Source organism: Enterococcus sp. DIV0660C, assembly GCF_017316125.1.
Classification (GTDB): Bacteria; Bacillota; Bacilli; order Lactobacillales; family Enterococcaceae; genus Enterococcus_B.
Genome location: NZ_JAFLWA010000012.1, coordinates 35769 through 62363 on the forward strand (window position 1 = coordinate 35769; position 26595 = coordinate 62363).

Consider the following 26595-nt stretch of genomic DNA (forward strand, 5'->3'; position numbering starts at 1 on the left):
TTATTCTCCTTTTGTTTGTATACCACATGATTCTCTGATAATTAATTCAGGTGTATGTTTGTGTAAAGTTATAAGTGGTTTGTCATTGATTAAAGCTAATAGTGATTCCATTGCAGAAACTGCTAGTGTCGCATTTTTTTGATCAACGGTTGTCAAACGAGGAACAGTATATTCACCATCTGGGAAAGCATCACAGCTAACAATTTTTAGGTCTTTTGGACAATTCAATCCGTGATCAGTTAATGCTCGGATGGCACCAATAGCAACTTTATCATTAATGGTGATAACAGCACTTGGTTGTTTTTCAGCCGAGAGTAAAGACTCCATACTTTCATAACCATCTTTCGTGTAAAAATCACTTAGATAGACAAAATCTGGATCAAACTCCCCATAGAGGCTCATAGTTTTTTTAAAGGTTGCAAGACGTTCTGAAGTAATTTTGATGCCTGATTCTCCACCAAGAAAACCGATCTTTTTATGACCTAAAGCTAATAGGTGTTGAACTGCAGCTTTTGTTCCAGCAACTAAATCTCGTTCAATAAATGTTAGTGGAAAGGTCGGATCTTTTTGACCAATAACTACAACGGGTATTTGCTGATTTAAATTTGTTAGCGCCTGAATGTAAGTGTCAGAGGGATAATCCTTGTCGATTTCGCCACCAAGAATAAAGACACCATCAATTCGTTTTTCAAGGATAGTATGAAAAACAGATTGTTCTTGTTGCGTAGTGGGTAATGCTTTCTGTTTACCTGCAGCCATGGTGTTGAACAATAAAAGAGAATACCCAGCTTCATAACTTGCTGTCTCCAAATGAGAAACCAACGCAGTGAAATAGGGATTATTGATATCTGGTACAACAACAGCTAAATTTCGAGTTACACTTGATACCATGCCACGAGCGAGCATACTTGGTTGAAATTCTTGCTCATCAATTATTTTTTGAACAAGTTTTCTTTTTTCTTCTTTAACAGAAGGATGGTTGTTAATTACTCGTGAAACAGTTGTCACCGAAACACCTGCTTGTTGAGCAATTTCTTTGATTGTAATTTTCTTCTTCAAGAGAAAACCTCCTTTACAAAACAACTATAAAGGATATACAACTAAAATACAACATTTTTTGATAACGTTACCAATTTGTATTTTTTAGTATTGACAGCGTTTTATAGTTCGGTTAACATAATCGTTGTAAGCGGTTCAATAGTTATTCTTTTTGGTAACGTTATCATTTTTTAGGAGTGTGAAAAATGCAAGAAACAGTATTAGCTGTAGATCTCGGTGGAACAAAACTACTTGTTGGAGAAATCAATCAACAAGGACACATCTTTGCCACAAACTATTATGCCTCAGATGTATCATCTCAACGGGCTGCTATAACACAAATTAAATTTGCTATTCAAGATTTCTTAACTAATACAAAACTAGTTGGTAAGATAATCGGGATTAGTTTAGCTATTGTCGGGCGCGTAGATGAGGATAGTGGTATCTGGTTCGAGCTTTCTCCAGGAAACTCAGATTCAATTGAGTTAGCAAAGGAATTAGAAAATTTTTTTACTTTACCATGCATCATCAACAATGATGTAACTAGTGCAACCTATGCAGAAAGTTATTTGGGGATAGGTAAGCAAACAAAAAACTTTGTGTATTTAAATGTCGGAACAGGAATTGCTGCCAGAATCGTAACAAACGGAAGTCTTATTCATGGTAACAGCTTTAATGCGGGGGAGGTCGGGCATATGGTAGTTGATATGAACATGAAGCGAAAATGTGCCTGTGGTCGAGTAGGTTGTGTCGAAACGTTTGCTTCAGGGCTAGGGATGAGCCATCAAATCGAGGAGTGGTTGCCCGATTTCCCTGAATCTTTATTGGCTAGAGCAGAAATGCCAAAACGTTACTATACCCAAGAGATATTTGAAGCAGCAGAAAAAGGTGATGATTTAGCAGAAAAAGTTCTTAAAAGAGCTGTTCAGGGAATTAGCGAACTTATCATGAATCTCGTGCGCGTTTCTGATACAGAAGCAGTTATTTTAGGTGGTGGAGTGATGAATAATCAGTTTTTTTTCCACCAAATTGTCACTCGTTTAAATAAAAAAACAATTCGTTTTGTAAAAAAAGGAATCCATCAAACCTCTTTGGATATCAATCAAATTACTTTAATTGGTGCTGGAATTCGAGGATTTGATAAACTACAGCAGGAGGAGAAAAAACGTGCAAAATTACGTGCTTAAAAGTCAAATAATCCACCGACCATTATCGCTAGACACACTTGATACTTTTGAAGAGAATCAACAAAAAAAAGTCAAAATAACCAAGCAAATTCCAATTTATGGTACTTGGCACAAATCAGGTAGAGGAATAGTCTCGCAAACTGAGAAAGGTATACGTTTAACAGCTGAACCTAGTTATGATTCTTGGCCCGAGAATTACCCACAAGATGGTGATTACGTGAACTATGGATATACAAGAGCAAGTTTATCAGTCAATGCTGACTGGCAAGATTATTCACAGTTAAAAATGACAATCACTAATAATTGTGAAAATATCAGCAATCCCACACTAACAATCCATTTTGTTAACGATGGAAAGATAAAAATCCCTGATCGTTACGATCGTGAAGGTTACCATGTAATTAACCTCTTCTCTGGAACGAAAGAATATGTTTTAGATTTTAGCAGTTTGCCAAGAGATGTCATTAAAGAGATTTCTTTTACGATTGGTTCCAATGGTTCATATATGAATCTTCCCGGCACATTGGACGTATCAATTGATGAACTCATCTTGGAAAAAAGTAATTACTCTCTCTCAACTAAAGGATGGCATGCCGATAAGGATAAAATTATTTTTTCGCACATCGGTTATCAAACAAATGGTCAAAAGGAAGCAATCATCTCTTCACTATACGCTGGTAAGACTTTTTACTTAGTTGAGGAAAATACGAGCACCGTCGTTTTCAGTCAGACTGTATCACTGATAACTAATGACCAAGGGCAATTTGGGATTCTTGATTTTACAGATTGGCAAGTTCCTGGAACCTATCATTTAAAAGTAGAGCAGCTGAGTACAAAGACCTTCGCAATTAAAAATCAGTTCATTTCATTGTTACAAAACTCGCTTTGGAAAAGTTTGAACTTTATTTTTTGTGAACGGTGTGGATGTCCAATCAGTGGGATACATGGCACATGCCATCAAGATGTACTGGCTACTCATGAAGGCAAAAAAATTATTTTTAATGGTGGCTGGCATGATGCAGGTGACCTCTCTCAACAATTAGTTCAAACGACAGAAGTTACTTTAGCCCTTTTTTTAGCAGCCGCGAGTCAAGATTCACGAGATACTTTGCTAGCAGAACGTCTAAGAGAAGAAGGGGCTTGGGGAATAGATTTTATTTTAAAAACTCGACTCGGCCAAGGATTTCGCGCTACCAGTGCGGGGGTGACACGTTGGACAAATAATCAATTGGGAGACATGGATGACGTAGTTGCGCGAGTACATAACAGCCCTTATGATAATTTTTTAATTGTTGGTTGTTTAGCGAAAATTTTGGTAACGTTACCAAAAGAACATGAATTACATTCTGTTCTTTCTTCTATTCTAGAAGAAGACTATCAGGATGCAAAAATTGGTTTTGAACAAGCGCCGTTTCATCATGAGCCAATTTTTTGGGAACATACGTATAACACCTCAAAAAGTTTATATTTAGCTACGCTAATCTGGACCAATAGTTTGATGTATCAAGCGACCGGTAAATCCTTTTTTATTATTGAGACAGAGAAGCTACTTCCAAAATTACTAATGTGTCAGGAACAAACAGGTATTTCATTGGACGATGGAACACTTTTACAAGGATTTTTCTATCGTGATGAACAAAAAAAAATCATCCAACACTTTAATCATCAAGCAAGAGAGCATCTTTATGCCTACGCTTTCTCAGAGGCAATCAAAGTTGTGAATAAAAATCTACAAAGTGAGATTCGTATAGCCGCTAGACATTACGGTGACTATCTAACCTATTTAGCGAGTGCTACAGCCCCTTATCCAATGATTGCCAGCGGGATTTATAAAATGAGTGAGAAAGACGACGATGCATCATTTCATCGTCAACACCTATTGGTCGATGAAAAGGCGCGCGTCGAATTTAAAGAGCAGCTATTAGCTGGTCAAAAGATTGCACCAGGTCTTTATCTAAAAAAATTTCCTGTGTGGTTTTCCTTCCGTGGAAATAATGCTGTGCTTCTATCAATGGGTGAAAGTGCAACGATAATAGGAAATTTATTAACAGATGATAAGTTAAAGAATATTGGATTCAAACAGCTTCAATGGCTCATTGGAAAAAATCCGTTCGGACAATCAATGATGTATGGAGAAGGGTACAACTATCCGCAGATGTATACTGTTTCTTCAGGTGAAATGATTGGTGAACTACCAGTTGGGATTCAGACTTTTGAAAATCAAGATATTCCCTATTGGCCACAATTTAACAATGCCACATATAAAGAAGTTTGGGTTGGACTTGCAGGAAAGTGGTTGTCCGTCGTTCATGCATTGAGTATATAAAAAAGGAGAATGACTATGTTGAAAAATCCCGGAATAACTAAAGAAACAATCGGCGAAATAATTGCACTTTATGCAAATAAAATTTCAACCAATCGATACATTGCTGCTATTCGAGATGCTTTTGCCAGTACGATTCCAATTACAATTGCCTCCGCATTTTTTGTTTTGATTAATAATGTTTTGCTTGCTGAAGAAACTGGTCTACTACGAGAAATCCCTGGAAGAACGTTCCTTTCAGAGCTCTGTGTCCAAGGTTACAACGGAACGATCGGGATGTTGGGAATTATGGTCACATTCTTGATTGGCTATCGTTTAGCACGTTCTTACGGAAATGACGGAGCGCTTGAAGGAATCATTGCCTTAGCTTGTTATATCACCTTAATTCCCAATACATTGACTATTGTAGGAAACAATGGAGAATCAATTCAAGCCAATGGTATTTTGACACAAACTTATACTAGCGCCTCAACCATGTTGCTAGGTATTTTAGCTGCGTTGTTTGGCATTACTCTTTTATGTAAATTATCTACTAACGAAAAATTGAAAATAAAAATGCCTGATAGTGTGCCCCCTGCAATCGCAAAGTCATTTAATTTACTTATTCCTGCATTATTGACGATCACTGTTTTTGCACTGTTGGAAACAGGTATCAGAACTTTAACTGGAGTAACTGTTCCTGAATTAGTCATTGAAGTGCTACAAGCACCACTAGTTGGCGGATTCCAATCATTGTCTGGTATTTTATTGTATGTTTTTCTTTCAACAGTTGTCTTCATTTTTGGTATTCACGGTTCATTCGTTTTTGGTGCAATTTCAGGTCCTATTTTATTAACTTCTTTGCAACAAAATATTGATGCCATCAATAGTGGAAATGTAGTCCCTAATATTGTTACTCAGTCGTTTCTTGATGCCTATGTGTATATGGGCGGAGGGGGCACAATGATTTGTTTAGTAATCACTGTGTTAATTGCATCTAAACGAAAAGATGAAAGAATGATTGCAAAATTAGGTGGCATTTCTAGTATTTTTAATATTAGCGAACCAATGATGTTTGGTTTACCAATCGTATTTAATCCAATTTATGCTGTCCCATTTTGTCTGACACCAATAGTAGCGACAGTTTCAGCTTATTTAGCAACAAGTTGGGAATGGGTCAAACCAACATATATTTCTATCCCATGGGTAACTCCGCCAATTCTTTCCGGTTACTTAGCAACAGCAGGTGATATCCGTGCTTCGCTTTTACAAGCTGTGATTATTTTATTAGGAATTCTTGTCTATTTACCATTCGTACTTTTATCAAATAAAATGATTAAAGAGGATTTATAATTCAAGAGAATTACCAGCTATCAAGAATATAAAAAGATTTTTAAACAGGTAAGTGTAGACAAAACTATTAGAAAAAGAGCCAATGATTTATAATTTTTTGGCTCTTTTTCCTACTTATGCAAAATATTCTGGATATCTTTCTACAACTGACTCTTGCTCATTCAGCATCATATGCAAATGTAAAATCGTCAAAAAACGAACTTCTTCAGGATTTTTAGCCACCAGTGCATCAAATAATTGCTGGTGCTGGTTCGTGATAGTTTCCCAAGGCAACCCAGAAATCGTTACCCGCAACCAACGAAATCGCTCTAAATGTGTATTATGATTGTCTAACCAATTCCAAACTTCTTTGCGTTCGGCAATATCAAAACAAGTCTCATGGAACAAATTATCCGCATAGAAAAATCCACGTGCATCTTGTTCTTCAATTTTTTTTTGTTGTAAATTTAATATTTCTTGTAATCGTTGTTGTGTTTCAGGCGTTAGTTTTGTACAACATTCAACCATGATTTGCTGTTCGAGTTGCTCGCGGACAAAGCGCGCATTTTGTGCAGAAGACAGATCAATTTTTGAAATATAGGTGCCACTTTGAGGAATCGTATAAACAAGTTCTTGTTGACGTAGCTGTATCAAAGATTCACGAATAGGGGTACGACCAATATCAAGTAAGTCTTCTAAACTTTTTTCAGAAATTTTGCGTCCTGGTTCTAAATCTGAAAAAATAATTCGTTTTCTAATTTCCTGGTATGCTTGATTTTGTAAGCTATCCATCATGTTCATTCCTCCAAATCCACCATCAATATCTGTTTTATTATAGCAGAAAACCATTGAAAAGTATGTTATGTAATCAGTAGCCATTTGCTCTTACTTTTATAGAAAAGACATGTAACATGTTACGCAAAATGTAACATGTTCTTTTTGTTTTCCATTCTTTTCTTAAACTAGAAAAGCCCTTACAACTCATAAGAAAAACTAGTATGCTCAAAATGTCAAAAGAATTACTCGAGTATAAACGACAAACAATAAATAACTGAAGGAGAATGCAAGATGCAAAAACGTGACTTTATCGATACAAATGATTATTCAAGAGAAGAAGTAGAATACTTGATTAAATTGGGATTAAAATTAAAAGAATCAATTGCGAATGGGTACTATCCTCCATTATTGAAAAACAAAACGTTAGGAATGATTTTTGAGCAATCTTCTACACGTACACGTGTATCCTTTGAAACAGCTATGACACAACTAGGCGGGCACGCACAATACCTTGCACCTGGACAAATTCAATTAGGCGGACACGAAAGTCTAGGAGATACGTCTCGTGTTTTATCTCGTTTGGTAGATATTTTGATGGCTCGGGTAGAACGTCATGACTCAGTAGTTGAATTAGCCAAGACAGCAACAATTCCTGTAATCAATGGTATGAGTGATTACAATCATCCAACTCAAGAATTAGGTGACATTATCACTATGACAGAACATCTGCCAGTTGGCAAAAAATTGAGTGACTGTAAAGTTGTTTTTGTCGGAGATGCAACACAGGTTTGTGTTTCTTTAATGTTTATTGCAACAAAAATGGGTATGAACTTTGTTCAATTCGGCCCAAAAGGATTTCAAATCAAACCAGAAACATTGGCTATCGGTGAAGCAAATGCAAAAATATCTGGAGGAAGCGTATTAATTACTGACGATGCTGATCTTGCGATGAAAGATGCGGACTTTGTTTATACGGATGTTTGGTATGGCTTGTATGAAGCGGAATTATCCGAAGAAGAACGAATGAATGTTTTCTATCCAAAATATCAAGTCAATGCAGACTTAATGAAAAAAGCTGCGCCACACGCTAAATTTATGCATTGTCTACCAGCTACTCGTGGTGAAGAGGTAACTGATGAAGTATTGGATGCGCCTTGCTCAGTTGTGCTAGACGAAGCCGAAAACAGATTAACAGCGATGCGGGCTTTATTGGTTTACTTCTTAAATCCGTACTTAAACTATGCGAGTGAAGCAGTAGCAACAACATACGATAGTGAGTTTGAGCGTCTATTACGTCAAACGAAACAATACGAACGCAAAAATTAAAGTTAGAAAGGAGCAAGGATAATGGAAAAAAAGAAGTTCCGATTATTTGACGCTGTACTCATGGCAGTTGTGGTTATCTTGGTAGTAGAGTCTGCTGCCCCCGCCGCAGCAATTGGCTCCTCACAATTTTTTTGGTGGGGGCTACTACTAATTCTATTCTTTTTACCTTATGGATTAATTTCCGCAGAGTTAGGTACCACTTATGAAGGTGATGGTGGAATTTACGATTGGGTAAAAAAAGCTTTCGGTCGCCGATGGGGTGGAAGAGTTGCATGGCTTTATTGGATCAATTTTCCTATTTGGATGGCAAGTCTAGCTGTTCTTTTTCAAGAAGTCTTCTCACAAATTTTTCAAATCCAGCTTAATTTGTTCATAGCTATTGGCATCCAATTGCTCTTCATTTGGATTGTTACTTTTATTAGTTGTTATCCAGTAAGTGACAGTAAATGGATCTTAAATTTTGCTGCTTTTGCGAAAGTTGCCATTATGATTTGTCTAGGCGTTCTAGGGATTTATCATGCAGTAACGAAAGGTGTAGCAAATGATTTTTCAGGAGCAGCCTTACTTCCAAAAATGGATATTAAGAGTCTAAGTTTTCTTTCTGTCATTCTATTTAACTTTTTAGGATTTGAAGTAGTAACCACTATGGCAAGCGACATGGATAATCCGAAAAAGCAGATCCCACAATCAATTATTTACGGCGGAATACTTATTGCATTCTTTTATCTATTCGCAGCTTTTGGTATGGGAGCAGCGGTTCCTGCCGAAGAATTGTCTGCGTCAGGCGGATTAATCGATAGCTTTATCTTATTAGTCGGTGGTTTGAATCCATTTGTAGTGATTATTGGGTTATTATTTATGTATACTTTAGCTGCTAATTTGATTTCGTGGTCTTTAGGAGTAAATTATGTTGCTCTATATGCAGCAAAGAACAAAGATATGCCAGCAATTTTTGCACGTGTAAATCCTAAAAATGAAATGCCTGTCGGTGCTTCTTTACTTAACGGAATCATTGCAACCTTGCTTGTTGTCGTAGCACCAATGATTCCCAACGAAAACATTTTTTGGGCATTCTTTTCATTAAATGTTGTTGCATTATTACTGTCATATATCATGATGTTCCCGTCATTTTTAAAACTACGCAAAATAGATCCCGATACACCACGACCATTCAAGGTGCCTGGTCCAACATGGTTTCTTCGAATCATGACCTATGTTCCATTCACTTTACTAGTCTTAACTTTAATTTTCTCAGTCGTACCACTTGATAATAGTCCCGAAGAGTTTTCCGGAAAAATTCCGGTATTAATAGGTACAATTCTTGTAGCATTGATTGGTGAAATAATGATAAAACACGCAGGAAAAACGTTAGAAAAAGGAGTTCATTCTCATGAAAACAATTGATAGTACCCCGAAACAAGATGGGTTTTGGATGCCTGGCGAATTTGAAAACCATGAAGGCGTTTATATTTTATGGCCCCAACGTTCTGATAATTGGCGCAATGGTGGAAAGCCAGCGCAACAAACATTTGTTGAAGTAGCCAAAGCAATTGCTGCCTTCGAACCTGTAACCGTCGGAGCAAATCCTGACCAATATAATAATGCACGTCATTTACTACCAGAAGAAATTAGGGTAGTTGAAATTGCTAGTGATGATGCTTGGGTGCGCGACTGCGGCCCAACATTCGTCAAAAATAGTAGCGGCGAAGTCCGTGGCGTTGATTGGTCATTCAACGCATGGGGCGGATTAGAAGATGGTCTTTATTTCCCATGGGATAAAGATGATCAAGTTGCTCAAAAAATTTGTGAAATTGAACGTAAAGATCGTTATCGGCTAGATAGCTTCGTCTTGGAAGGTGGGTCAATTCACGTCGATGGGGAGGGTACCTTATTAACAACAGAAGAGTGTCTACTTTCAAACGGGCGCAATCCTCAATTGTCTAAGGAACAAATTGAACATGTTTTAAAAGAGCAATTAGCTGTTGAAAAAATTATTTGGTTGAAACGTGGAATCTATCTAGACGAAACAAATGGTCACGTCGACAATATTGCTAATTTTGTTAAACCAGGTGAAGTGGTTCTTGCTTGGACAGATGATACCACTGATTCACAGTACGAAATTTCTCAAGAATGCTTGAATATTTTAGAAAATGAAACAGATGCAAAAGGGCGGAAGTTGATCGTTCATAAAATGTATGTACCAAAACCTATTACGATTACTAAAGAAGAAAGCTTAGGTGTTGATGCGGTAGCAGGCACTTTGCCGAGAGAAGAGGGTGACCGTTTAGCTGCTAGTTATGTTAATTATTATACAGCTAATGGTGGAATCGTCTTTCCATTGTTTGGTGACTCGATGGATCATGAAGCAGAAAAACTTTTAGAAAAGTTATATCCAGATCGTACAATCAGTGGAGTTCCCGCAAGAGAAATTCTTCTAGGCGGTGGTAATATTCACTGCATCACTCAACAAATACCTAGTAGCCACTGACTAAAAAACGGATAATTAATTAAATGGTTTTCAATCAAAGATTTGAGGGTTCGCGAACATTTTTGTTTCGAATCCTCGTTTTTTGCTATACTAACAGAAGAAGAGGAGTTGTCCAAATGAAAATAGAACACAGTACCCCTAAACAAGATGGCTTTCATTTGCCGGCAGAAACAGTTCCTCATGAGGAATGCTTTATGATCTGGCCAGAAAGAACTGATAATTGGCGGAATGGTGCAAAGCCCGCTCAGCTTACTTATGCAGAAGTTGCACAAACTATTGCAAAATTCGAACCAGTAACAATGCTTGTGTCAAAGAGACAATACAAAAATGCTCGCCACTTACTTAATGAAAATATCCGTGTCTTAGAAATGAGTTCCGATGATGCATGGATCAAAGATACAGGACCAGTCTATGTCATGGATACTTTAAAAAATCTTCGTGGTGTAGACTTTCGATTCAATGCGTGGGGCGGGCTGTTAGATGGTTTGTTTTTTCCATGGGATCAAGATGATTTATTGGCAGAAAAAATATGTAATTGGCAACGATTAGATTATTATTCCCTCGCAAATTTTGTACTAGAAGGTTGCTCCATTCATAGTGACGGAGAAGGAACAATTTTTACTACTGAAGAATGTCTATTATCTGAAGGAAGAAATCCACAATTTACGAAAACACAAATCGAGGAAATTCTTTTGGAATATTGTGGAGCTCAAAAAATCATCTGGCTTCCACATGGCTTCTTTTTAGACGAAACAAATGGCGATATCGATAACTTATTGAATGTCGTTCGTCCCGGCGAGATTGTTCTTAATTGGTGTGACGATCCAGAAGACCCAATGTATGAGATTGTAAGAGAAGCTTTTATGTACTTATCGAAAGCAACAGATGCCAAAGGACGGACATTAAAAATCCATAAAATGCCTTTACCGCAAGCACTGTACATTACTGAAGAGGAAAGTCTAGGAGTTGATCCAGTAAATGGTATGCTTCCACGCTTTCCCGGAGATCGTTTAACAGCTAGCTACGTTAGTTATTACACGGCAAATCAAGGCATAATCTATCCTATATTTAACGACAATAACGATCAAAAAGCTCATAGAATACTGCAGGACTTGTATCCTGGATATGAAGTCATTGGCGTTCCTGCACGAGAGATCCTTTTAGGTGGCGGAAATATCCATTGCATTGCTCAGGCACTACCAAAACATAGAAAGTAGGATGATTATGGATTTCTATGAAATTGTTAATTCCCATCTAGCAGAACTTACGAAAAATGAACGAGTTTTGTTTGATTATGTTATTTCAAACTTAAATGTAATTAAAAATAAAAGCATTAGAGAAGTTTCTGAAGAATGTTTTGTTTCAACCACAACTTTTTTACGTTTTGTTAGAAAAATAGGCTTTAGTGGTTATAGTGAATTTTCAACAGTTATCAAATATACCTTATTAACCAAAAATGACGTTCCTCAACAAACTCCATTTGTAGTTTCTCAAAAAGATTATCGGGAAGAATACTTGAAAAATTTAATTGAATCCGTTCGTGTAATGGATAGTGACAAGATTAAAAAAATTGTTTTGACTATGCAGGAAAAACCAAAGATTTTTTTGTTTGCTAAGGGAATGAGTAAAGAAATTATGGGTTATATCAAATATCTCTATACTACAGCGGGATTTTTTGTCATCTTTCCAGAGGATCAGCAAACAAGAACAATTGCTTTGCAGCAAGCTGAATCAAAAGACCTGGTCTTTGTTTTTAGTTATCGTGGTGAGGACAACGAGTTGATTACTCTGATTAGAAAATTAAAAGAACAGTCACATCCTTTTATCGTATCGATCACTGGTGCCGATAATAACCTGATGCAAAATACAAGTGATATCAATCTCTACTTATTCACGGACGAACTGTACCTGAATCAACTAAATCTTACTTCTCATATCTCAATGATTGCCTTGATGGAACTGTTGCTTTATCAATATATCGAAGGCTGCGACCCACAGGACTATCATCTGGTGTTTCGTTGAATCAACTACCTTTAGAGCTTAGAACAATGTGTTCTTTGTGTCTATAGGTAGTTTCTTTTTTGGCAAAAAGTTTCAGTTTTTTTTGATAAAAAGACCTTTTCTTGGTACAAACTACCAATTTTCAGTCGTTCGCTTACCAAAGAATCATTTTCATGGTTGAATGGAGTCACAACAGTTCAAGGAAAGGGAATTTTAAACAAAAGGGTGAACAATATGAAGTTAGCAATAATTGGTTCAGGAAAAATTGTACAAGACTTTTTAACAATTACAAAAGACTTACCACAAATCGAATTAGAAGCAATCGTCGGAACAACAAGAAGTAAAGAGACATTAGGAGAACTTAAAAAAATATATGGAATCAAGAACTATTTTACCGATTACGAACAATGTTTACGAGAGGATACGATCGATGCCGTTTATATTGCGGTTCCTAATCATTTACATTTCTCTTTTACAAAAAAAGCACTATTAGCTGGCAAGCACGTCATTTGTGAAAAACCATTTACTACTGATTACCAACAATTTTTAGAACTAAAACAGTTGGCAGAAAGCAAACAAAAAATGCTGCTTGAAGCAATTACAAACCAATACTTGGAAAATTACTTGGAAATCAAGAAGAAACTATCTTCATTAGGAGATATCAAGCTAATTGAATGCAATTATTCTCAATATTCTTCACGATATGATGCTTTTAAAAACGGAGAGATTGCTCCAGTTTTTGATGCTCAAAAAGGAGGGGGAGCATTGATGGATCTTAATATTTACAATATCCATTTTGTTGTGGGACTATTAGGAAAGCCACTGGGAGTCCATTACTTCCCTCATATGGAAAACCAAATTGATACTTCTGGAATTTTAGTCTTGCAATATAAGGAATATCAAGCAGTTTGTATTGCAGCTAAGAATTCTGATGCACCTGTCCGCTCAGTTATTCAAGGTGAAACTAGGTCGATCATAGTTGACAGCCCTACAAATGTTCTAACTTCTTTCGGTATCTATCAAAATAACCAACTTTTAGAAACGATCTCTGAGAATAGTCACCCGCACAGAATGTATCAAGAATTTGTTACGTTTGAGCAACTAATTCAAAACAAAGATTTTGTTTCCATGCAAAAAAGATTAAAGCATAGTGAATCTGTGATGTGGATCATTGATCAGGCAAAAACATCAACGCAATCCTAAAATTTGATCATCTAATTAAATTTTTTCACTGCAAATAAAAACTATCCATATCAAAAAGAAAATTTCCGAATGCTAAACTTTTAGTCGTGGCTCTTAATCCTAATACTGAAAGAATCAAAGGGAACTATAAGGAGAAGCTTTCTGTCTGGCTGGATATTTTAAAAGCAAATGCACCTGATCAAGTTCATTATTCCAGGAGAAGTAACAGATTCAATTAACTTAGATAAAACAGAATTTTCCATTTTTGTTGGCAGCGATGTTAAGAAACAAACGCTTTACAATAAAGAAGATGATCTACTTTTAGGGGACATTCTTGTTTCTACAGGTAGTCATTTATTTATGGTAGACATAAAAAAGAGAAAAAAAAACCATCCAAACTTGGATGGTTTTTTTTTACTCTTTTTTGATTACTTCACGCTGTTCTTTTTTTAGATGCAGTGGAATTTCTTTTACTTTTAGAATATCTAAGAAGAAAGTAAATATCGGAATACCGACAATTAATCCCCAGACTCCAAACAGGCGTTCACTTACTAATAATACGATGAAGGTATAAAAAATCGGTAACTCTGTTTTACTAGACATCAATTTAGGATTCAACACATAAGACTCAATCAAGTGGACAATCAAGATCGTGACCAAAATATAAACCACATCTTTGATTCCCCCTTGTGAATAGGCAATAAACGATAATGGAATACAAGAGATGATCACACCTGCTACCGGAATCAAACTCAAAATAAAAATCATGATTGCTAAGCTTGGTAATTGAGTGAATCCAAATGCAGCTAAAGCAATAGTCGTAATGACAGTATTTAAGATAGCAATCACAAATTGCGCCTCTAAAACTAAACCAAACGTATTAACAAATTTATCTGCGAAATAATAAATGTCTTGAAAAAACCAAGCAAATTCACTTTTTAAAAAGAGTCGAGAAAAAAGAACCGTTTTTTTCTTTTCAATCATAAAAAAGAAACTCAAAATAAAGGACATTGCAAATGCTACAGCCAGTTTCCCAACGTCTTGCAGATAGCCAATAGCAATTGATGCACCATTTTGTAATTGTTCAAAAAAATCATTGCGTTCAATATAATTCTGAACATACGTTAATAGTGGATTATCGTCTTTTGGCTGCTGCTCATAGAAGTGAATGACTGAACCAACCATATCAAAAGTCTGATGGATCAAAACAGGAATATACTTCGTTAGTGCCAGATAAATCAGATAAACTACTATTGAATAAATGACTACTGTTAATGCAGCAGTAGGAATCTTAATAAAACGTTGGATAATCTGAACAAGGTGAATCATTAAATAAGTAAAGATAAATGTGAGCAAAACCGTCGTAATCATTGCTCTGGATAAAAAAAGTAGTAAGATAACTGAAAGTAAAACAGTCAACCTACGAATTTTTTCGTTTGCCAAAAACCGTTGGTAAAAAGACAATCACACAACCTCCTAAAAAAAATACTCGTAACAAATTCATTATAGAATGAACAAACTTAAAAAGAAAACTGTTAAAAGTAAGATTAGGTACTTTCTTATCAATTCCTTAGTAACATCCAAAAAAGAAAGGGTTTACATATTTAAGAGTTGTGTCATACTACTAAAGAGATATAAATATATGAATCAGAGGTGCAAATAAAATGGCAAAATTAACAGATTCCTTATCAATTTCTCCAGAAAGAGGAGTATCAATTGATATTGGACGCAAATTTTATTCATCAAGCTTTTTGAAAAACTTACTTAATTACATGTCATCGCTCAAAATGAATGCATTACAGCTTCATTTTTCGGACAACGAAGGATTTCGAATTGAATGTGAAACTGTGCCAGAACTAACTTCAACTCACTTTTTGACAAAAGTAGAAATCAAAGAATTAATTGCTTATGCTAAAAAAATTGGGATTGAAATTATTCCGGAGTTCGATAGCCCCGGACACTTGAAACGTTTACTTAGCATCTATCCAGAATGGCAGATAGAACGTTTAGGGGAAGATTCAGATGTATTTCCTGCAAATCGAGCCATAGATATTACAAACCAACAAGCAATCAACAAAGTCAAAGAAATTATCACAGAATATTTAGAACTATTTCCTGATTCTCGTTATTTCCACTTAGGAGCAGACGAGTATATTAGTTTTGATGAATTGGCCCGTTATCCTCAATTAACAAGAAAAGCAGAAGAAATTTATCAAGATGCCAGCAGAGCTTATGACTTATTTATTGATTATATCAACGATCTAGCTGACTTGATTGAGTCAGCTGGCAAAACTGCCCGTATTTGGAATGATGGTGTTTACAAAAAGAACCAAAGAATGAAGAGCACACTGAAAAAAACGATCCAAATCACTTATTGGACAAATTACAGTGAGCAAATGGCAGATGTCCAAACTTTTTTCAATGAAGGTCATCAAGTATTGAATTTCAATGATAATTATTTTTATTTTGTGTTAGGAGAAGGGGCTGGCTACCGTTATCCTACTGAAGATAAAATAAAAAACGAGTGGAATCCAATGATTTTTTCTGGCAACCAACACATTACACGAGAACAACTAACTAAAGTGACTGGAACTTATTTTGCCATCTGGTGTGACTATCCAAATGCTCTGACGGAAGAAGAGGTTATGGAGAAAATCAAAGAACCTTTGAAGGCTCAACAAGCCGTTCTTGAGAATTACTCTTTGAGGTAATTTATTTGCCATCAAAATAACACAGGACAAACAGATTCTGCAATTCCATTTATAACTTTTTTTTATAGAAACTATAAAAAATATCATCTTAACAAATGTAAAATATCATCATATAATTTTCATGAAAAGAAAATAAAATATGAAAAGGGACGATTATATATGATGAAAACAAGTAGAAAAGTTGTGATTGTAGGTACTGGATTTGTTGGAACAAGTATAGCCTATGCCATGATCAATCAAGGTATCACCAACGAATTAGTGTTGATTGATGTTAACCAAGAAAAAGCTGAAGGAGAAGCGCTTGATTTACTTGATGGTATGGCATGGGGAGAAGAAAATATTGCAGTTAAATCTGGTGACTATACAGAATGTGCAGATGCTAATCTAGTAGTAATCACTGCGGGAATCAACCAAAAACCAGGGCAATCTCGTTTAGATTTAGTTCAAACAAATGCAAGTATCATGCGTGACATTGTGAGACAAATTATGGAGTCTGGATTTGATGGTGTTCTTGTAATTGCTTCAAATCCTGTTGACATTTTGACTTATATTGCTTGGCAAGCCTCAGGATTACCACATAACCGCGTGGTTGGTACTGGAACAACATTAGATACAACACGTTTTAGAAAAGAAATTGCATTAAAATTGGAGATTGATCCAAGAAGTGTTCATGGTTATGTCATGGGAGAACATGGGGATTCAGAAGTTGCTGCTTGGTCACATACAACGGTAGGCGGGAAACCCATTCTTGAAATCGTTGAAGTGGATCACAGATTAACTAAAGATGATCTAACGATTATTGCCGAAAAAGTTAAGAATGCTGCTTATGAAATCATTGATCGCAAAAAAGCGACCTACTATGGAATCGGGATGAGCACTACACGAATTGTAAAAGCAATTTTGAATAATGAACAAGCAGTATTACCAATTTCGGCTTATTTGGCAGGACAATATGGACAAAAAAATATTTTTACTGGAGTACCAGCTATCGTAGATGAAAATGGAGTTCGTGAAATTGTTGAGTTGGCTATCACTGACGAAGAACAACGATTGTTTAATCAGTCTGTATCCGAATTAAAAGAAGTATTAAGTACTGTGGAATAATTGTAAAAAACGGCATGAAGGAAGAGCAATCGCTCTTCCTTTTTTTAATTATGGTATTCTTTCAAGAGCCCTTTTTGTAGAAGCTCTTGTTTATCTTTAAGATTCATTACATTTTTTTGAAAGTCCTGTGCGTACATAACTGAATATAGGGTATTCAATACATAATCAAATGCAATCTGCGAGGAAAAAGTAGCAACCTTTGCAAAATCATATTCATCTTGAGAAACGACTAAACTCATTGAGGCTTTTTTAGCCATTTCAGAATGTTCGTTTCCTGTAATAAGTAAAGAAGGGGTGCCAACATGATTCAAGTAAGTGAGAATCCGTACGTAATGATGAATTCGACCGCTATAGCTGATAAAGATTGCACAATCGTTTTTCATCAGGTTAGCAGCATTCCATGAAGAATCACTGTACTCCTCAGCAAGGATCAAAAATTTATTGAGCTTGACTAACTTATTTTGAAATTTCCTTGCAGTAATCTGTGAGTCACCTTTTGCAAATAAAAAAATTCTATTTGCTTGATTAAGCATTGTAGCTATCCCATCCAATTCTTGTCCCTCGATTTGCAATTGTGCTTTTTTTATCGTTTGAACAGTAAGATCTGCCATTTTCTTCGCAATCAATTGCGCATTATCTTCATGTGAAAATGGAAAATTTGGATCAATCACATGATTGAACTGAGCAACTAATTGATGGACTTCACGTCCTAATTCAAATCGAAATTCTTTAAATCCAGTGTAACCCATTTTTTTACATAAACGAATGATCGCTGAGTGAGATGTATATGTAGCTTTTGCCAATTCCTCAATTGTTAAATAGACAGCCTCTTCAAAATTTAATCGGATATAATCTGCAATCCGTTTTTCTGTAGTAGTAAATGTCTCTTGTTTGGTTAATTTATCTTCAATCAACATGCTTCCAACCTCCTAACGTCTCTATCATCTTACTAACAAACGGCAATGTTGGCTACTGATTATCATAAATTGGTACTTTTTTTCAAAAAAAGGTTAATTTTTAGCTGAAATTAGGACATTTTTACCAAAATGCGTGTGTACTGAGACTTTAAACACAGTTTTCAGTATACTTGGCGTATCAACTATATAGGAGGATTATTTATGTTAACAATTGCTTATCTAGGAAATGGGAAGAGTACAAATCGTTATCATTTACCTTTTTCTAGAAAACTATCAGACAAAATCAGAATCAAAAAAATCTACTCGCCAAGTGAACCCGTTTGGGAAACTTTTGATGATATCGAATACACTGCAGAGCTAGATGAATTATGGAACGATTCTGAGATTCAGTTAGTCGTTATCACTACGCCTAGTCAATTTCATTATGAATATGGAAAACTCGCATTAGAGCATGGAAAAAATGTTTTAGTTGAAAAACCTTTTGCAGAAACTTCAAAAGAGGCAAAAGAGCTCTTTTCTTTGGCTAAAGAAAAAGGTCTATTTATTCAGTGCTATCAGAATAGACGTTTTGATTCAGATTTTTTGACTGTACAAAAGGTAATTGAAAGTGGCAAGTTAGGAGATATTTTAGAAATTGAAATGCATTATGACTATTTCCGACCAGAAATCCCCGAAAACGCTACTACTTTTTCTACAGCAAACAGCTATCTTTATGGGCATGCTTGCCACACGGTCGATCAGGTTCTTTCTTACTTTGGTGAACCCGATGATATTCATTATGATGTTCGCCAACTGTTAGGAAAAGGTCGGATGAATGATTATTTTGATCTGGATTTTTTCTACGGATCAATGAAAATCTCAGTAAAATCAAGTTATTTCAGAATCAAAGAACGTCCCAGCTTTACTGTCTATGGGAAAAAAGGAATGTTTGTCAAACAAACGAAGGATCGTCAAGAAGAACATTTGAAAATGTTCTATATGCCAGACAACGCTGATTTTGGGATAGATTTGCCGGAACATTATGGTGTTTTAACCTACATGGATGACAATAATGTTTATCATGAAGAAAAGGTTATTTCAGAGATAGGCGATTATAGCCGTGTATATGCAGGTATTTACGAGACATTAATCAACGGTGAAGAAAAAATCGTTAAAGATGAAGAAACTATTTTACAAATGCAGATTTTAGAAGAAGGTATCCGTTCTATCCAAGAAAACGAAGAGAAAGTATAACAGCTTTATCCCAAAATCAAAATGAAAGTAATCCTTTTTGACAGTCCTTTTATTCTTAGGTAAGATAAATAAGAAAACATGAGAACTTTCTGGAGGGACAAATCTATGACTAATTATGATGGCGAAAAAGGAAAACGACTAAGAGGTTCAATGGCACCAAAAACAGATGATGAAGTAGCTTTAGCTGGTACTAATTCTGGCGAAACAGAAAATAAACAAGAAGCATTATCTGGCACTAACTCTGGAGAAGAAAAAAACGTTGCGTTATCCGGATCAAATGCTGTTGAAGATGACACAAAAGAGAAACCAAACAAACTCGAAGAAGCAGTTGAAGAGGTCATAGCCGACGTAAAAGAAAAATTTGAAGAATTGACATCCAAAGATAATCATTCTAAATAAACGAAAAAAGACAAGGACTAAAATCGAGCGCCTTGTCTTTTTTCTTCGTTTCTTACGCTAATAATTAAATTTGATTTCTCTCGCGTTTTGCTAAATAGGGCATAACGAACCCTAAACCAATCAAAACAACAATCCCAACAATGTTGATGATTAATTCATGCCAAAAAAGTGATGAACCAAAAGCGGCATCCTGTGGTAAAACACCAAAAAGAGTGGCAATCATGGTGACAGCAAAACACCAGACACCAACAGTAACAGCAAATCGATCATTTTTGATAAACACGTAATCTGATTGGTATTTTTGACTATTTAAACGGATTTTGATAAAGGCAAAGAAAATCCAACAAGTCACACCTGGAGAGATGATTCCGTTCAAATTTAACAACCAATTAAAAATATCATTCATTTCCGGTAAGAAAACACCTAGTAGTAGAATAAAGGCACTTAATGAAGTCGTCAAAATATAGCCATTAATTGGTAGCCCGTCTTCATTTAATTTCGTTAATTTTTTAGGCATGAATTCTTTTCCTGTATCTGAGATAAGCATCCTTGTCATAGCATCAAGCAAAACAGCAAGAAGAGCACACATATAAATGATTTGTGTCACCGCAAAAATATACATCAGACTATTTCCCAAGTGGAAAAATTCACCCAAACGTTGAAAAGCATAATAAGAACCATTCATCTTCAGATTATTAGGTAGGTGGTGCGCATCAAAGAATACACCCAACGAAAAGGAACCGAAAACGGTCAAGAAAATGGTCATAACAGTTAACATAATCATTGCTTTAGGAAATTCTTTCTTCGGTTTACGCATTCGAGTAACAAAAGGTGCAACTAATTCTGCTCCATTAATTGCATAAATCAGTAACCCGATTGTTGTTAAATAATGTAAATCGAATTTTGGTAAAATTGTTTTAATATTCATTGGTTGTGTTTCAATATGTCCATTTGGCATAAAAAGGGAAGTGAAAGTCATAATAACGAATAGAATCGTCATCACGAACATAGCACCACCACCAATTGTACTTAGAACTTCTAAAGATTTCTTAAAATGTCTTTGCAAGAAGATAAATGTCAAAAAAATGACGAATGTCAATAAAGCAAATAACGAATTAGACATCTTGTCTTCCATTGAATCATCTCCGTTGATCAACCAACCAAAACCAACTACCACTGCGTTTGCCGTATCAACAACGTAGGGGATTGAAGCAGCCCAGTAAGTCCATGCTGTAAAATAGCCCAACTTATCACCACTTGTACCACGAACCCATGAACTCAAACCGCCACCTTCATGATTAAAGACAGACCCTAACTGACCAACCATCAATGAATAGGGAACAACGTATAGTGCTAACAAAATAACCCATGAAGTAATAACACCCATGCCTTGATTAGCAAAATTATAAATAATGTCATCAAATCCAATAACCGTAACAAAAGACATCAATGCTAACACGGGCCACGAAATAAAATTTTTCTTTTCTTCCATACAAACATAACCTCCAGCAAGTATTATAATCTTATTTTTCTGAAAATAATATGAAAGACAATCGGTGTTTCACTTAAAATATAGCGAAAGAACACAAAGAGAACTAAAAAAACAATCAATTAGTTTAAAACTAACAAACTCTAGTAACTATTGGTAAGAATAATCTCAAAAATATTTATCAAAAATTTAGATGAAACCAAAAGTTTTTTCAGCATTGAGTAAAGTAACAATATACATAACAAGATTAACCCTATAAAATAAAAAGTAATTCTTTTATAGAAACAAGATTACAATACAAAATTATTTTTAGTAGTTGTGTAAATATCAGAAATAATATAAAAATTCATGCAAAATAATTTTTAAATGTTGCATCTGTAATGAATTGCTAAAATTGATACCAAAACAGCAAATATTTGATTAAGAGAGTGGCTCATATTCTCACAATCTACTTTGTATAATATATATTATGTAAACTAAAATAAATTTAAAAATAAGTTCTCTCTATTGTACCTCTCTTCCTTACCAATTAAGTCATTATTCGTATCGATTGATGTTTTTTATCTTTTTATACGCAAAATACAGCAAAAATTATTTTTTTGTAACAATTATTCATCCGTATTCGCTCTACATAGTTCACAAGTAGCTCATAAATAGATTAAAACGCTTTGTATAATAGTGAATTTATTTATATAGCTGTAAAACACATTTAACATATAAATAATATCTAAATTTGAACCTTTATCAATTTTTTTGAGCAATAAACAATCATTTCAGAGGAATCATAGATCAATGATTCCTCTGAAATGTCTAATAAAATTAAATCTTTTTTTAAAAGTAGCTACCAATTGATGAAAAAGCTGCGTGATTACAGGTAAGAAATAAATTACGCCTGCAGCTCCAAGTACTAAAAATAGCTGTTTTTTGCTTTTTATGTTTCAACATACTTGTTGTTTTATGGAAAAAATATAAGATACTTTTTGCTAACGCTGTGACTGTCGATAAAACCAGAGTTGGTGAATAAGCTGTTTGCTTTTCTGGAGTGACAGTTACACTCATTAGATAGTTTAGTAATGAATGAATTTTCCGCAAAAATGGTACCTCTTATCTTTATTGGTTTATAAATATTTTGTTTTTCGATTTTTTCACTTTTCGGAATAAATAAATTTATTTTGATCGTTATTCTTCTTCTGTCCTTACTTTGTTCATCCATGGAAATTCGAATCCGATTGTTAAGTCCTCCTTCAGCACCAGAACTGCATCAAACTTACCTTTTTTACCAGTAAATCCTTTAATTACTTTACTAGTCTTTCTTTTCGACAAAAGTTCACGAAGATTCGTCTTAGTTAGTTTCTTTTTAGCGACTATTGGCCATAATTTGAAGTCACATTCTGGATTGAGACAACTTGCTACCTTAGGGTACAACATCACAAGTCCATTTTGACACTTTGGACAACGACCTAATTGATCATTTTTCTTCTCCATCGCCTTGATTTGACGTGTACCAGTAATTTCCTTTGATAAATCAACTTGCTGAATTTGTTGAGGAACAGATTCTAGCAAATGTAAAATGAATTTTTTGATATTTTCCAAAAATACTTCTGGCGTTCCTTGATTCTCTCCAATTTTTCGTAAATACCCTTCCCAGCGTGCGGTCATCTCGGCGCTAGTCAAAAGAGGTTCACTTGCGACAGCTTTACATAAAGTTACACCTTTTGAAGTAACAAATAGTTCATTTTTCTTCACTTCAATATAATGTCGTTGTTTTAAATTTTCGATAATATTTGCACGTGTTGCCTCAGTTCCAATTCCTTCTACTTCTTTCAATATTTCTTGTGCTTCGTTATCGTCCAACGTTTTCCCCGCTGTTTTCATAGCTGTAATCAGCGTTCCTTCATTGTATGGTTTGGGTGGTTGCGTTTCTTTTTCGAGACACTTCAGCTCTACTTCAACAAGATCGCCTTCTTGAAGCACTGGCAATTTTTGCAGATCTTTTTTCTTTTTCTTTCCAGTGTTTAAAATCGCTTGCCAACCTTGTTGGATAGGGACTTTACCAATACTTTTTAACTTCAATTCATTTACAGCTGTCAAAACAGTTGTTTCTTCATAAATATAGTTACTGGCAAACATGGCAATCGTTGTTTGTAAGACCTGCAAATAGACTGCTTGTTGAAGACGCGAAAGTTTACTAAAACGCTCTTTCGTTGGAATTGTTTTAGTCGGAATAATAGCATGATGTTCCTGCACTTTACTAGCATCAACGTAACGTTTCTTTGGAAATAGTTCAGGTGTGTCAATTGTTTCAACACCAAGAAATCCTTTATATTTTTCCAATTGTTGCACTAGGTAGTGATGCTCATTATCAGTGATATATGGCGAATCCGTTCTGGGGTAGCTTAAAAACTTACTTTCATATAGCCCTTGAACCGCTTCTAGCGTTGCTTTTGCGCTAGCTTTCATCATCTGATTCATTTTTGATTGCAAACTAGATAGCGAAAATAAACGTGGACTACGAAGTTGCTTTTCTTTTTTTATTACTTGGTTGATTTGTCCCTCTTGAACACCTAAATGCGCACCTAATTTTTGTAATTCTGCTGTCAAGGCTTCTGGTGTCTTGAAAGATTTTTTTGGTTCCATTTTTCCGATGAATTGTCCATTTTGATGCCGAATCTCTCCTTCACCTTCGAAATATGGTTCCCTTTTGAAATGATTGATTTCTTCTTGTAATTTAAAAATCATATATAACGTAGGCGTCTGTACTCTTCCTAATGAAAAGCTACCATCGATTCCTTTCTTTTGAAGCAATAGACTGTATAAAGGACTACCATTCATCCCAATTAACCAGTCGGCATTTTGCCTTGCTTTTGCTTCTTTATACTTTGGAAAATAGTATTCACCTGGTCTTAAATTTTTAAAGCCATCATAGATTGCTTCTTTTTCTAATGAATTAATCCATAGGCGAAGATATTTTTTTTCTTTAGAAAATGCTTTTGCTTGGCGAATGATTGACCAGGCGATTGCTTCTCCCTCCCGATCTCCATCAGTAGCGACAATAATAGTATCTGCAGATTGTAATTCCTTTTTGACAATTGCAAACTGCACTCTTTTATCCATAGGAACTTCATACTGGAAAGTCTCAGGAAAAATCGGTAAATTTTCTAATGACCATCTCGCCCAACGTTGCTCATATGCACCCGGTGGAACCATATCAACTAAATGACCAAATCCATAAGTAATCGTTACTTCACCTGTAAATAACGGATCTTTGATTTCATAATAACCATCCTGTTTTTTTCGTTGTTGAAAGGCTTCAGCATACGCTTTTGCTTGGGATGGCTTTTCTGCTAAAATAACTGTTTTCATGACTTCTCCTCCGTTATTCAAGCTAATTGCGACTTACCTATTATGGAACAAATTTTTGAATCTGACAACAAAAAAAACCTTATCTTATCAAGAGTCTGATAAGGCAAGGCGAAAGTATGTTTGTAATTGAATAAAAAAGAAAATCTATACATTTAGGACATAAACTCAACCAGTCTTTGATTCCAACTTTTTCATCAAAAAGCAATTATCTCTTACTCACACATAAATGGATTATCGTAAATCGTTGTTAAAGAAGGTAGCAACTTTACTTGATCGCTTGATGATATGTAACTTTGATTGCTGTATCGATACAATATTCTGTTTGTATACCACAGTCTAGTAACGTTGGTTTTTGTTAGCAATCCTACTCTAAAGGTTTCAGTTTGATCGTAACATACACCATGTAAATCGATAACTACTAATGGTTTCCATATCCCCCCTCCCCTTTGTTTTTTCTATAAACGATTTAGCCCAATGTCTGCAGCTGGTAATACGTATTCATACAAAGAGAAATCTTGATTATTATGCACGAGAATTTCCAACGGATTTAATTGTAACAAAGGCGCCAGTTGCCGTTCGAGCATGATTGGTGAATGAGTACTAGTGCTTCCAATATTCAATAAATCAATACACACATCAGGTGACAAATTAGAAGCAAGCTTAGGTATGTCTCGATTCAAGAAATAATCGACTAAAACGATGTCTCCTTGAACTGCATGAATCATGTCTTGATTTTTCGCTAGTTCTACATAAACAAACTTCAGCTTGTTCTTCAAACTACTTGTCTGAATGTTCCGATAAAGTTGCTTGGCAATATACTTTCCAGGTGATTGCTTATGGGTCACCAAAAAGATTGTTTTTTTATTTGACATAGGCTATCTCCTCTCTTTTTCAACACTATAAATCCATTTTCAGAAAAATTACATTTATTTTCACTAAGAAAGATCTGTTTTTACTTATTATTAATAATTGCAACAATTCTCTCCTGATCAGCTCCACAAAATTGCTTTAAGCTAATTTTAGGATAACTGTGTTAAAATTAATCAGAATGAAAAATGAGGTGAATCAATGATAAAGTTACTCATTGTTGAGGATGAAAAAGTTTTGTCTGACAACATCAAAGAAATTATTAACGATCTTGGAGAAGTCGTCCAAGTTTACGATGGTAGTGAAGGTCTCTTTGAATTGGAAAGTGGTATTTATGATTTAGTTATTCTTGATCTGATGATGCCTGAGATGAATGGATACGAAGTTTTAGCACAAGCAAGAAAAGCAAATATTCATACACCTGTCTTAATTTTAACCGCAAAAGATGGCTTAGAGGATAAAGTCGAAGGATTTGAAAAAGGCGCCGATGACTACTTAACTAAGCCTTTCTATCGCGAAGAGTTGATTATGCGTGTCAAAGCATTGTTAAAGCGTTCGTTGGGGCTTTTCAATGAACATTCATTAGAGTACAAAGGTGTCATTTGTGATTTAAATCGTAACGAGGTCACTTTTGAAGGCAAAATTTTATCCATTCAAGGAAAAGAATTTGAACTCTTAACTTACTTTTTACAAAACAAGGGAATTATTTTAACAAAAGAACAGATTTTTGATCGAATTTGGGGATTTGATTCCGATACGACGCTAACTGTCGTTGAAGTTTATATGAGTAATCTGCGAAAACATTTGCGTGAAACGACTCTTGCAAAAGATATCAAGACACTCCGAAACGTTGGCTATATTTTACAGGAAGTGTAACAA

General features: G+C 35.2%; 21 protein-coding genes and 1 pseudogene. 14 read left to right on the forward strand and 8 right to left on the reverse strand.

What is annotated here, in order from left to right; translation table 11 throughout:
• Positions 1-1059 (reverse strand): LacI family DNA-binding transcriptional regulator, encoded by a 1059-nt coding sequence (locus DOK81_RS03070; RefSeq protein WP_206907922.1) that lies wholly within the window; start codon positions 1057-1059, stop codon positions 1-3.
• Positions 1060-1244: 185 nt separating this feature from the next.
• Between DOK81_RS03070 and DOK81_RS03075 the strand changes: the two genes are divergently transcribed.
• The 3 genes from DOK81_RS03075 to DOK81_RS03085 are packed head-to-tail and all read left to right on the forward strand — an operon-like array spanning position 1245 to position 5880.
• Entirely contained in the window at positions 1245-2225 is a 981-nt protein-coding gene (locus tag DOK81_RS03075; protein WP_206907924.1) for an ROK family protein, read from the forward strand.
• Positions 2206-4551, forward strand: coding sequence for a glycoside hydrolase family 9 protein (locus DOK81_RS03080; RefSeq protein WP_206907925.1), 2346 nt, complete (start codon positions 2206-2208; stop codon positions 4549-4551). The genes DOK81_RS03075 and DOK81_RS03080 overlap by 20 nt, the downstream gene beginning before the upstream one ends.
• Positions 4552-4566: 15 nt before the next feature.
• Positions 4567-5880 carry a PTS transporter subunit EIIC gene (locus DOK81_RS03085; RefSeq protein ID WP_206907928.1) on the forward strand — a complete coding sequence of 438 codons (1314 nt, stop codon included), beginning with the start codon at positions 4567-4569 and terminating at the stop codon, positions 5878-5880.
• A gap of 114 nt (positions 5881-5994) precedes the next feature.
• On the opposite strand, the gene DOK81_RS03090 is transcribed toward DOK81_RS03085, so the two are convergent.
• Entirely contained in the window at positions 5995-6654 is a 660-nt protein-coding gene (locus DOK81_RS03090; RefSeq protein WP_206907930.1) for a GntR family transcriptional regulator, read from the reverse strand.
• A 273-nt stretch (positions 6655-6927) separates the two neighbouring features.
• On the opposite strand from DOK81_RS03090, the gene ptcA reads away from it, so the two are divergent.
• The 6 genes from ptcA (at position 6928) to DOK81_RS03120 (ending at position 13654) form a co-directional block, all read left to right on the forward strand.
• A complete protein-coding gene (ptcA, locus tag DOK81_RS03095; protein WP_206907932.1) occupies positions 6928-7962 on the forward strand; it encodes a putrescine carbamoyltransferase in 1035 nt (344 codons plus the stop codon).
• A gap of 18 nt (positions 7963-7980) precedes the next feature.
• On the forward strand, positions 7981-9366 hold the full coding sequence (locus tag DOK81_RS03100; RefSeq protein WP_206908251.1) for an APC family permease: 1386 nt from the start codon (positions 7981-7983) through the stop codon (positions 9364-9366).
• Complete coding sequence (gene aguA, locus DOK81_RS03105) at positions 9353-10450, forward strand: agmatine deiminase (RefSeq protein WP_206907933.1); 1098 nt, start codon at positions 9353-9355, stop codon at positions 10448-10450. Before DOK81_RS03100 ends, aguA (DOK81_RS03105) begins: the two co-directional genes overlap by 14 nt.
• Before the next feature lie 116 nt (positions 10451-10566).
• Positions 10567-11667, forward strand: coding sequence for an agmatine deiminase (gene aguA / locus DOK81_RS03110; RefSeq protein WP_206907934.1), 1101 nt, complete (start codon positions 10567-10569; stop codon positions 11665-11667).
• Between the two features lie 7 nt (positions 11668-11674).
• A complete protein-coding gene (locus DOK81_RS03115) occupies positions 11675-12472 on the forward strand; it encodes a MurR/RpiR family transcriptional regulator (protein WP_206907936.1) in 798 nt (265 codons plus the stop codon).
• A 213-nt stretch (positions 12473-12685) separates the two neighbouring features.
• The gene (locus DOK81_RS03120) at positions 12686-13654 is read left to right on the forward strand and encodes a Gfo/Idh/MocA family oxidoreductase (protein WP_206907938.1); all 969 of its coding nucleotides are present in this window, start codon (positions 12686-12688) and stop codon (positions 13652-13654) included.
• 393 nt (positions 13655-14047) lie between these two features.
• Here DOK81_RS03120 and DOK81_RS03125 read toward each other — a convergent pair whose 3' ends face one another.
• Entirely contained in the window at positions 14048-15097 is a 1050-nt protein-coding gene (locus DOK81_RS03125) for an AI-2E family transporter (protein ID WP_206907939.1), read from the reverse strand.
• A 200-nt stretch (positions 15098-15297) separates the two neighbouring features.
• On the opposite strand from DOK81_RS03125, the gene DOK81_RS03130 reads away from it, so the two are divergent.
• On the forward strand, positions 15298-16344 hold the full coding sequence (locus DOK81_RS03130) for a family 20 glycosylhydrolase (RefSeq protein ID WP_206907941.1): 1047 nt from the start codon (positions 15298-15300) through the stop codon (positions 16342-16344).
• A 159-nt stretch (positions 16345-16503) separates the two neighbouring features.
• Positions 16504-17448, forward strand: coding sequence for an L-lactate dehydrogenase (locus tag DOK81_RS03135; RefSeq protein WP_206907943.1), 945 nt, complete (start codon positions 16504-16506; stop codon positions 17446-17448).
• Between the two features lie 44 nt (positions 17449-17492).
• On the opposite strand, the gene DOK81_RS03140 is transcribed toward DOK81_RS03135, so the two are convergent.
• Positions 17493-18365: a MurR/RpiR family transcriptional regulator gene (locus DOK81_RS03140; RefSeq protein ID WP_206907945.1), complete on the reverse strand. Its 873-nt coding sequence runs from the start codon at positions 18363-18365 to the stop codon at positions 17493-17495.
• A 201-nt stretch (positions 18366-18566) separates the two neighbouring features.
• On the opposite strand from DOK81_RS03140, the gene DOK81_RS03145 reads away from it, so the two are divergent.
• Both DOK81_RS03145 and DOK81_RS03150 read left to right on the forward strand, forming a co-directional pair.
• A complete protein-coding gene (locus DOK81_RS03145) occupies positions 18567-19598 on the forward strand; it encodes a Gfo/Idh/MocA family oxidoreductase (RefSeq protein WP_206907947.1) in 1032 nt (343 codons plus the stop codon).
• Between the two features lie 105 nt (positions 19599-19703).
• The gene (locus DOK81_RS03150) at positions 19704-19997 is read left to right on the forward strand and encodes an rRNA processing protein (protein WP_206907948.1); all 294 of its coding nucleotides are present in this window, start codon (positions 19704-19706) and stop codon (positions 19995-19997) included.
• Between the two features lie 64 nt (positions 19998-20061).
• Here the strand turns inward: DOK81_RS03150 and DOK81_RS03155 are convergent, their stop codons facing one another.
• The 4 genes and pseudogenes from DOK81_RS03155 to DOK81_RS03170 all read right to left on the reverse strand — a co-directional run bounded on the left by DOK81_RS03155 (position 20062) and on the right by DOK81_RS03170 (position 25721).
• Positions 20062-21489 (reverse strand): amino acid permease, encoded by a 1428-nt coding sequence (locus tag DOK81_RS03155; RefSeq protein ID WP_206907950.1) that lies wholly within the window; start codon positions 21487-21489, stop codon positions 20062-20064.
• A 779-nt stretch (positions 21490-22268) separates the two neighbouring features.
• Positions 22269-22578: pseudogene (locus tag DOK81_RS03160) on the reverse strand (hypothetical protein).
• Positions 22579-22665: 87 nt separating this feature from the next.
• Positions 22666-24849 carry a type IA DNA topoisomerase gene (gene topB, locus DOK81_RS03165; protein WP_206907951.1) on the reverse strand — a complete coding sequence of 728 codons (2184 nt, stop codon included), beginning with the start codon at positions 24847-24849 and terminating at the stop codon, positions 22666-22668.
• 455 nt (positions 24850-25304) lie between these two features.
• Entirely contained in the window at positions 25305-25721 is a 417-nt protein-coding gene (locus tag DOK81_RS03170; RefSeq protein ID WP_206907953.1) for a hypothetical protein, read from the reverse strand.
• A 196-nt stretch (positions 25722-25917) separates the two neighbouring features.
• Between DOK81_RS03170 and DOK81_RS03175 the strand changes: the two genes are divergently transcribed.
• A complete protein-coding gene (locus DOK81_RS03175) occupies positions 25918-26592 on the forward strand; it encodes a response regulator transcription factor (RefSeq protein WP_206907955.1) in 675 nt (224 codons plus the stop codon).
• Positions 26593-26595 lie beyond the last annotated feature (3 nt).

Bases quoted from the DNA above. Each gene is read 5' to 3' on its own strand.
- DOK81_RS03075 (WP_206907924.1), top strand. From the start codon at position 1,245: ATGCAAGAAACAGTATTAGCTGTAGATCTCGGTGGAACAAAACTACTT.
- DOK81_RS03085 (WP_206907928.1), top strand. From the start codon at position 4,567: ATGTTGAAAAATCCCGGAATAACTAAAGAAACAATCGGCGAAATAATT.
- DOK81_RS03090 (WP_206907930.1), bottom strand. From the start codon at position 6,654: ATGATGGATAGCTTACAAAATCAAGCATACCAGGAAATTAGAAAACGA.
- ptcA (WP_206907932.1), top strand. From the start codon at position 6,928: ATGCAAAAACGTGACTTTATCGATACAAATGATTATTCAAGAGAAGAA.
- aguA (WP_206907933.1), top strand. From the start codon at position 9,353: ATGAAAACAATTGATAGTACCCCGAAACAAGATGGGTTTTGGATGCCT.
- aguA (WP_206907934.1), top strand. From the start codon at position 10,567: ATGAAAATAGAACACAGTACCCCTAAACAAGATGGCTTTCATTTGCCG.
- DOK81_RS03115 (WP_206907936.1), top strand. From the start codon at position 11,675: ATGGATTTCTATGAAATTGTTAATTCCCATCTAGCAGAACTTACGAAA.
- DOK81_RS03120 (WP_206907938.1), top strand. From the start codon at position 12,686: ATGAAGTTAGCAATAATTGGTTCAGGAAAAATTGTACAAGACTTTTTA.
- DOK81_RS03130 (WP_206907941.1), top strand. From the start codon at position 15,298: ATGGCAAAATTAACAGATTCCTTATCAATTTCTCCAGAAAGAGGAGTA.
- DOK81_RS03135 (WP_206907943.1), top strand. From the start codon at position 16,504: ATGATGAAAACAAGTAGAAAAGTTGTGATTGTAGGTACTGGATTTGTT.
- DOK81_RS03140 (WP_206907945.1), bottom strand. From the start codon at position 18,365: ATGTTGATTGAAGATAAATTAACCAAACAAGAGACATTTACTACTACA.
- DOK81_RS03145 (WP_206907947.1), top strand. From the start codon at position 18,567: ATGTTAACAATTGCTTATCTAGGAAATGGGAAGAGTACAAATCGTTAT.
- DOK81_RS03150 (WP_206907948.1), top strand. From the start codon at position 19,704: ATGACTAATTATGATGGCGAAAAAGGAAAACGACTAAGAGGTTCAATG.
- DOK81_RS03155 (WP_206907950.1), bottom strand. From the start codon at position 21,489: ATGGAAGAAAAGAAAAATTTTATTTCGTGGCCCGTGTTAGCATTGATG.
- topB (WP_206907951.1), bottom strand. From the start codon at position 24,849: ATGAAAACAGTTATTTTAGCAGAAAAGCCATCCCAAGCAAAAGCGTAT.
- DOK81_RS03170 (WP_206907953.1), bottom strand. From the start codon at position 25,721: ATGTCAAATAAAAAAACAATCTTTTTGGTGACCCATAAGCAATCACCT.
- DOK81_RS03175 (WP_206907955.1), top strand. From the start codon at position 25,918: ATGATAAAGTTACTCATTGTTGAGGATGAAAAAGTTTTGTCTGACAAC.